We start from the raw sequence: 7,147 nt of genomic DNA on the forward strand, positions 1-7,147 counted from the left end.
GTGGCCTGCCACGGCGATGCGCTGGAAACCGCGGCCCAACGCATCGTGGACATGGCCTACGAACACGGCAGCCACGACAACCTCACCGTGCAGATCGTGCGCGTCGACAGCCTCGACGAACAGGACCCGGACGATATCGCCGAGCGGCTCACCGATCTGGCGTTCGCGCCCGCGCTCGAACCCCGTATGACCTTCGAAGGCTACGAGATCGTGCGTACGCTGCATATCAGCGGGCGCAGCCATGTGTTTCTGGCCCGCGACAACGACAGCGAGCAGGTGGTGGCCCTTAAAGTGCCGGCCAGCGACCTCAAGGCCGACCCGCTGCTGCTGGAGCGCTTTCTGCTCGAGGAATGGATCGCCCGGCGTATCGACAGCCCCCACGTGCTCAAGGCCTCGCCGCCGCGGCGCAAGCCGGCGCATGTCTATGTGGCCATGGAATATGTCGAGGGCCAGACGCTTACACAGTGGATGATCGATCATCCGCAGCCCGATATGGCCAGCGTGCGCCCCATCGTGGAACAGATCGGCAAGGGCGTGCTCGCCTTTCATCGCCAGGAGATGATTCACCAGGATCTGCGGCCCGACAATATCCTCATCGACAGGCTCGGCACGGTGAAGATCATCGATTTCGGCGCCGTCGAGGTCGCCGGCATCCGCGAAAGCGCCGGCCGCCACGGCAGCGACGACGTGCTCGGCACCAGCCAGTACGCCGCGCCGGAATATTTCATCGGCGGGCAGGGCACGACCCGCTCCGACGTGTATTCGCTGGGCGTGATCGCCTATCAAATGCTCACCGGCCGCCTGCCGTACGGGCCGAACGTATCGCGGGCGCGCAGCAGCGCCGATCTGAACCGGCTCAATTACCCCAGCGCGATCGCCTACAACAGCGATGTGCCCGCCTGGGTGGACGGCGCCCTGCGTAAGGCCCTGCACCCGAATCCGAACCAGCGCTATGCCGAAGTCGCCGAATTCGTCTACGACCTGCGCCACCCGCGCGGCGGGCTGGTCTCCGATCATCGGCTACCGCTGATAGAGCGCGACCCCAACCGCTTCTGGAAAGGCTTGTCGGCAGTGCTTGGCGTAGTGGTGGCCGCTTTATTGTTTTATATCGCGCGTGGATAGAGAACGAAAGCCCATGTGTTTCAGTCCGCCAGAACGACACCGGCTGGAGCGGCGGCCGCGCAAGTCGGGGACCGGCTTATGAACCGAACCCGAATTTATCCATTACTCACGGCGACCCACCGCTACGAAAAGACCGTCTCTACGCGCCATCGCGGCTACGGCGTATATATCGATGCGCCGATTCTCGCGTATCTGATCGAAACGCCGAACGGGCGCGTTCTCTTCGATGTGGGCTGCGATTATCACAAGATCGCCACGCCCGAGCTGCGCGAACAATATCTCGAGCCCATGCGCCCGACGTTCGAGGTGCCCCAGATGTCGCAGACCCAGCGCATCCCGCACTATCTCCAAGCGCTGGGCCTGAGCGTGGCCGATATCGATGTGGTGTTCCTGAGCCATCTGCATTTCGATCACGCCGGCGGGCTGTGTGACGTGCCCGGTTGCGATGTACATATCCATCACGCTGAAGTCGCGGCCGCCGATACCGGCGAAGTCAGCGGTATTTTCGAAGACGAGATCGCCGATCGCGATCGCTGGAAAATCCAGCACGGCGATTACGACGTGGCGCCGGGCGTGCATGCCTTCGAAACGCCAGGCCACACGGCCGGCCATATGTCGCTGTTCATCGAGCTGCCCAAGGGCCCGCCGGTGATTCTATGCGGCGACGCCGCCGACCTCACCGAAAACCTTGCAGACGAAATCGCCTCCGGTTACTGCTGGCAGGATCGCGAAGCCGAAGCCCTGGCCAGCATCCGTCGTATCAAACAGATGGGCACAGCCGAAAACGCCAAACTCTGGCCCAACCACGACTTCGACTTCTTTCGGTCGTTGCCGGCCTTTCCGGCGTATCGCGATTGATTAGCTAAAACGCACGATGGCCAGCGCGTCAGTCCGCGAGTCGAAACGGCTCGTATTGTTGCTCCGACGGCAGACCCCGCAGTGCCCATAGCGTGCGCTTGGCCGGGTCGGCGATCACCGCACCGCAGGTGGCTTTCCGCACCTTGGGCGTGGCCTGCACACAAATCGCTTCGGGGTCGCGGGTGATTGCGGCCAGCGTGTCGATATCGTGTGAACTCGTATCGTCGAGCAGCGTCTTGGCACGTGTCAGACGCTTCTCACTGGATGCCTGAGAGCCTGGCAAGCGTTGGCGTTCGACCGCCTGCGTCGCGTCGGTCAGGCAGTGGTTGGTATGCACCACTGGCCGGTCTTCGAGCGGGGTAATCGCATGCCGGCTCGGCATGGCTTCCACGTTAAAGCCGCGGCCGTTCGCATCCAGCAGCAGATAGTTGTGGGCGCCGGCCAGCGGCGTATCGGTAATACAGGCCAGGGCGTCCTCGATATTGCTTTGACGCAAAATCGCGCGCACCACGAAATTCCAGGTCACGCCCGGCTGGCCGTCCACGGCCACTAGATTATTGATGCCTACCGTAATGCCGTGCGCGTTCATCCCGATCATGCCCGGGCAGCCCATGCTGGTGAACGCCGTAAAGGCCGGGGCATCGTCGGGCCGCCCGTCGATCATCACCACATGCTCGGCCGCGCTTTCGTGCATATCCCAGGTCTGGGCGAACAGCGCGTTGCCGTCGGCACAGCATTCGCCGGGCACCAGCATCGCTGTGCATTGATCCGCGGCCGGTGGCGCAGGCGTGGCGGACCTGTTCGCCGGCGTGTTGTAAACCGTATCCACCAGATCGGTGAAACCGCTCACCACCAGCAGCTCGGCGATATCCAGCCCGGCCGCATCGGCCATGGCGCGGAGTTCGTCGGTTAACGCGGGATCAAGCCGTTCGTGGGCCGGCAGGCACTGTGCGGCCATATCCAGCACCGCCTCCCGATCCAACTCGCGCCCGACCCAATAAGCCGAGCCGAGCATACGCGTGCGTTCCGCGCCGAAGTGCTGAATGGCATCACGATAGCGTCTGCCGTGAGCGGCGCCCATCGCGGCGGGTGATCCTGTAAGTGCGAGTGGTGTAAGTGTCATCGGCGAGAGGGGATAGGTTTGTCATCGGCAGCGTATGAGCTTGCGACGCTCGCGACAAACCAAGAGGCCTCTCGTCGCCAGCTTCGACTATCGAGCGATTTCTCGCAATCGCAGTCCGTGCGATATTCGGTTCAGGGCGGGATCGTAAATTTAGGCGTACGGACGGAAGCTATAGTCGTAAGCCGCTTGGTCTGATGGGCAGCCTTATTCACATCTGTCTATTTCAAAAGCTCTCGAGCTTTAAGTGGCGCCTGCGGGGCTTAGCGTTAGGTAACAAGTTTGCCGCGTTGTGGACCCAACCGACTTGGGGGCGGGAATTAAATATACTGTCCGCGGATATAGAAGATCTCATTCGTGTTGGCTACGACTATCGATCGCTTTCCCATGACATCGGCCCATGCGATATTCGGTCGAGGGCAGCATTGCCAACCCAGGCGTGCCGAGGTGACGATCTATCGATAATCCGTGCGGCCTAATATGTCGACCTATGATGCGATTTTGTCGCAAGATATTGATATTAATTGGCGCAGCGTGGCGTTAGGTAACAAAGCGACCGCGTGTTAGGTAGAAAAATGTCGTCGAATTGGCGTTAGGGGGGGGATATGAACGACACCACGAATCAAATCGAAAAGAAAATCGACCGGCCTGATTGGCTCGAATTTTTTCTTAAAGAGTTCGATCGAGAATCGGATCGCGCTGCGGTTATTCTTGCAAGCGCATTAATCGACGATACTCTGAGAGAACTTCTCGATGGGTATCTTCTGTCTTGCCCTTCGTCGTCGGATCCTTTATTTGATGGGAACGGGCCGATGTCGTCGTTTAGTTCGCGAATAGAATTATCGTACCGTCTAGGATTGATATCTCGCGATTTTGCCAGTGGTTTGAATATCCTCAGACGTATTAGAAATTCGTTTGCTCACGATTTAGCAGGCTGTTCATTCGAGTCGCAGTCGGTTCGCGGTCGGGTTGACGCTTTGTGCCGCTTATCGAAAGCAACTGAGTCTCAAGTAGACAACATTGATCGATATAGTTGGAAAAAACCGAGAGATCGCTTCTGCTACGTCATCGGCTATTTTCTTTGGTGCCTCAAGCATGATCAAAGTAAAATAAGCACTATCGATGAAAGCGGAGCTATCGACTGCAAATTTGATTGACGAACCCCCTAACCTGTCGCTGCAGTTGACCGGCCAAAGCGCTGCCGCACTTCGGCCGGCAACTGAGCTTAGGCGTTAGCCGTCGTAGGAGAGTAATTACTTGACTGATCGTTTTGAGAACCCCGCCGAGCGACTTCTTCGCATAATCAACGCCGGGAGGAAAATTAAAGCCCAGGAGAACTGTCGCAAGACGTGGTGTAGCCTACTTAATGTCGATGAGAAAGATGAAGCGTTATTACTTGGCCGACTTGGAAAAACAATGGCTTTAGTAAGAGAAATTGCAGAGGAATTGAAAGCCCTCGAGGGCGTAAATGCAAGAAGCTACTTAGGATGGGTACCCTCTGTTAATAGCGCTTTTTCTAGACAAAATCTCAATGATACGTGGCAAGGCTTCATTAAACATATTGACGACCATACTTGTAATTATCTTAGCAATACAGCGGACATTCTAGCCGCACATATACCTCGCAAAGCATGGAACATCGATACCTTAAGAGGTATTTCTCGTTCCGTTAATGAGGTGGTTGAGGAAATTAGTGAATCGGAGCTACCTCAGAATGTGAAGATTTATATGACGTCGAAGCTCCGCGAAATTCAAATAGCTATTGACGAGTACGAAATCACTGGCTCAGGCCCAATTATCGAAAAAGTCGAAGCCGCGTTCGGGCATGTAGTCCTGGATCCCGAGTTTCGGGCCGCGGCAAAAAGTTACCCAGCCGCGGAAAAATTTTGGGCGGTAATTGGAAAATTGGCTGTACTAGCGACGTTAACCTTAACAACCCTGCAGATTCCTAATGAGGTAAGAGATTATCTTCCGCCTGCGGCACATATTGACCAAGAAAAACCAACTGACCCAAGTGACGAAAATAGCGGCTAACAATCCGCTTCAGTCGACCGCCCAAAGCGTTGCCGCGTTAAGGTGCCCTCCGCAGCCTTCGGCTGTTCCGGCGGCGACTGAGCTTCGGCGTTATACGAAAATATGAAATGGTCGCTCTTTCCTAGCAAGCAAGAGGCGCTAATAACGTACGCCATCCTTGGCTTCGTAGCCGGTGTTGCCGTGGGTGCCGTCGCCACCGCGAACGGATCAGATTCGAGTAGCTACATAGCTAGCCTCGCGACGTTAATCGCCGCTTTTTCGGGTTCTTGGTTTGCGTTTTATCTAACTGACTTATCAAATAAGCGTAAAGAAAAAGAGGCGAAGATTCTCTATATCAATAAGTCGCTGTTCGTCTTATTAAGACAGATAAACGCAGTGGAGGGATTCGTTCGAGATATGCAGTTGTATTCGAGCGATGAACATCTAGCATTCCAAATGCCCGCACATAAATCTAATGAATATATTGATCTAAAGCAAAATTTTGATGAATTGGCATTTCTCGCCTCCACTAGCTACGCGCAGGATTTGCTGGATCTAACAGTTGAGCAGGAAAGATTCGAGCAGATACTAATGGTGCTTAGGATCAGGCATGAGCATTACGTAGGCACAGTCATGCCAGAAATGATGACGGCTGGGCTTACGGATCGAAAATCAAGTCTCGCTGAGATCCAAGCATCCCTTAAGTCTGAGACATATAAAGGTGCCATACAAAGTGCAAAACAAATGCGAACAGAATTATCGGCGTATATGAAATCAAGCGTCGCAATGCACCGGCGACTTCATGATGTGGCTGGACAGTTGTTTCCCCGTCAACGATTTCTTCGCGTTAACGTATAGCAGGTTGCTGCAGTTGATCGCCCAAAGCGCTGTCGCGCTTCGGCCGCCACTGAGCTTCGGCGTTATGCCCATTACTCGAAATAATTTAAATTTTCTTTGCAACATTTTTGCCAAGCTGTAACAGTTCTCGGGGCTCTGCTCGCGTTTGTGGAAATTTGGTTTCCCCAAGTCTCGAAGTCTATAGAGCGAAACCTTAATCGAGGTATAAGTTCGATTGAGTCTTTTCGAGTCGAATACGGAGAACGATTCCGAGAATTAGCTCCTCGAGCAGATCAGGCTATGAAAAAGGCTTTAAAAGGCCCCCAGATCGTCACAGCGCACGAGCTTAAGGACCAGTCCCTAGAGTCATTTATAAATATCAAGGCCTATCTAACTTTCTACGCTGCGACGCCGTTGGTTCTTTTTGCGCGGTTTGTTCTGAGGTCGATCATTTTCCTAATATGCGTTGGAAAGGGGAAAGCTGTCGGTGGTATAAGCGTCATGGTTTCAATAATAGGCGTGATCTTGAGCTTTTATGCATAACAGTCCGCTGCAGTTGACGGCCGAAAGCGCGGCCGCGCTTCGGGCGCCCTCCGGGCCTTCGGCCGCTTCGGCGGCAACTGAGCTTCGGCGTTAGCTTAAATAGGCACGCTACTATCTAGGGTAAGTTGCTAATGGCTCTCAGCTTTGAGATCGGGGACAGTATACGGATCTCTTGGGACGGCTCTAAGCTGCGGAGTAAGCGCTTAGCGTGATATGGAGCTGAATGTGTTGTACGCGGGCATCCTAAACGAGCATCGGTGCTAAACACCGGTGATCGCGAAATCGAGCGCGCCTAGGATCTGATCTCGAAAATGGGCTAGTGAGCCGACTGGATTTTGGAGCTGTATGGCAGGTATCGAGGAGATTTGCGGCGTCAGCAGCAGTAGTTTCTCGTCCTCGAAGTCGATTTCAGGCGTCAGGCCCTGCATCGCGTTATCTTGAAACGACGCGCGCTTGCCAAGTGGAATCACGATGCGTGTTGCCAGTTCTGAAAGGTGCGGGCTCTGGATGTCCAGCAAGTACGGATAGAACGATTTGGTCGTTCTGCCTGGGTTGGCGTAGACGTCGAACTGGGCCACTAGAACGCCCGGAAGTCGTCGCCGAAGCAGCCGTGTTGCTCAACGAATTCGTTGTAGCTTCTGATCGCGGCTTGGT

8 protein-coding genes are annotated in these 7,147 nt (G+C 55.2%); 5 read left to right on the forward strand and 3 right to left on the reverse strand.

Annotated elements, in window-relative coordinates; all coding sequences use genetic code 11:
* On the forward strand, positions 1-1,122 hold a 1,122-nt coding region (locus ABNU97_RS16460), incomplete at its 5' end, for a bifunctional serine/threonine-protein phosphatase/kinase (protein WP_348767754.1).
* Positions 1,123-1,200: 78 nt separating this feature from the next.
* Positions 1,201-1,980, forward strand: a complete 780-nt coding sequence (locus ABNU97_RS16465) for an N-acyl homoserine lactonase family protein (protein ID WP_348767755.1) — start codon at positions 1,201-1,203, stop codon at positions 1,978-1,980.
* Between the two features lie 28 nt (positions 1,981-2,008).
* Here the strand turns inward: ABNU97_RS16465 and ABNU97_RS16470 are convergent, their stop codons facing one another.
* Positions 2,009-3,103: a C45 family peptidase gene (locus ABNU97_RS16470; RefSeq protein ID WP_348767756.1), complete on the reverse strand. Its 1,095-nt coding sequence runs from the start codon at positions 3,101-3,103 to the stop codon at positions 2,009-2,011.
* A gap of 602 nt (positions 3,104-3,705) precedes the next feature.
* Here ABNU97_RS16470 and ABNU97_RS16475 point away from each other — a divergent pair.
* The 3 genes from ABNU97_RS16475 (at position 3,706) to ABNU97_RS16485 (ending at position 5,971) form a co-directional block, all read left to right on the forward strand.
* A complete protein-coding gene (locus ABNU97_RS16475) occupies positions 3,706-4,257 on the forward strand; it encodes an MltR family transcriptional regulator (protein ID WP_348767757.1) in 552 nt (183 codons plus the stop codon).
* A gap of 100 nt (positions 4,258-4,357) precedes the next feature.
* On the forward strand, positions 4,358-5,134 hold the full coding sequence (locus ABNU97_RS16480; RefSeq protein WP_348767758.1) for a hypothetical protein: 777 nt from the start codon (positions 4,358-4,360) through the stop codon (positions 5,132-5,134).
* Between the two features lie 102 nt (positions 5,135-5,236).
* Entirely contained in the window at positions 5,237-5,971 is a 735-nt protein-coding gene (locus tag ABNU97_RS16485; protein WP_348767759.1) for a hypothetical protein, read from the forward strand.
* Between the two features lie 782 nt (positions 5,972-6,753).
* Here ABNU97_RS16485 and ABNU97_RS16490 read toward each other — a convergent pair.
* Complete coding sequence (locus tag ABNU97_RS16490; protein WP_348767760.1) at positions 6,754-7,071, reverse strand: CcdB family protein; 318 nt, start codon at positions 7,069-7,071, stop codon at positions 6,754-6,756.
* Positions 7,071-7,136 carry a type II toxin-antitoxin system CcdA family antitoxin gene (locus ABNU97_RS16495; RefSeq protein ID WP_348767761.1) on the reverse strand — a complete coding sequence of 22 codons (66 nt, stop codon included), beginning with the start codon at positions 7,134-7,136 and terminating at the stop codon, positions 7,071-7,073. The genes ABNU97_RS16490 and ABNU97_RS16495 overlap by 1 nt, the downstream gene beginning before the upstream one ends.
* Positions 7,137-7,147 lie beyond the last annotated feature (11 nt).

Source organism: uncultured Salinisphaera sp. (assembly GCF_964012375.1).
In the GTDB taxonomy this organism is placed as follows: domain Bacteria; phylum Pseudomonadota; class Gammaproteobacteria; order Nevskiales; family Salinisphaeraceae; genus Salinisphaera.

Bases quoted from the DNA above. Each gene is read 5' to 3' on its own strand.
- ABNU97_RS16465 (WP_348767755.1), top strand. From the start codon at position 1,201: ATGAACCGAACCCGAATTTATCCATTACTCACGGCGACCCACCGCTAC.
- ABNU97_RS16485 (WP_348767759.1), top strand. From the start codon at position 5,237: ATGAAATGGTCGCTCTTTCCTAGCAAGCAAGAGGCGCTAATAACGTAC.
- ABNU97_RS16475 (WP_348767757.1), top strand. From the start codon at position 3,706: ATGAACGACACCACGAATCAAATCGAAAAGAAAATCGACCGGCCTGAT.
- ABNU97_RS16470 (WP_348767756.1), bottom strand. From the start codon at position 3,103: ATGACACTTACACCACTCGCACTTACAGGATCACCCGCCGCGATGGGC.